Source organism: Desertibacillus haloalkaliphilus (genome assembly GCF_019039105.1).
Classification (GTDB): Bacteria; Bacillota; Bacilli; order Bacillales; family KJ1-10-99; genus Desertibacillus; species Desertibacillus haloalkaliphilus.
The window spans coordinates 1-348 of record NZ_JAHPIV010000492.1; the positions used below are offsets into that span (position 1 = coordinate 1).

1 protein-coding gene is annotated in these 348 nt (G+C 58.3%); it reads right to left on the reverse strand.

Annotated elements, in window-relative coordinates:
• A partial coding sequence (locus KH400_RS30305; protein ID WP_217228586.1) for a hypothetical protein occupies positions 1 to 348 on the reverse strand: 348 nt, incomplete at both ends.

Here is a 348-nt window from a genome sequence, read left to right on the forward strand (position 1 = left end):
TTTTTCCCCCTCTCCCCTCCTCCCCCTTTTCTTCCTCTTTTTCCCTCCCCTTCTTTCCCCCCTTTTTTTCTTCCTCCCCTCTTTCCTCCCCTCCTCCCCCTTCCCCTTTTTCCTCTCCTCTCCCTTTCCTCTCTCCCCCTCCCTCCTTTCCTTTCTCTTCTCCCCCTCTTCCTCTTCCTCCTCCTCTTCTCTTTTCTCTCTCTTTTTTCTCCCTCTCCTTCCCCCCCCCCCCCCCCCCCCCCTCCCCCTCCCCCTCTTCTCCCCCCCCCCCCCTTTTCCCCTTCTTCTCCCCTCTTTCTCCTCCTTCTCCTCCTTTCCTCCTTTTCCTCCCCTCTTTCTCTCCTTCCC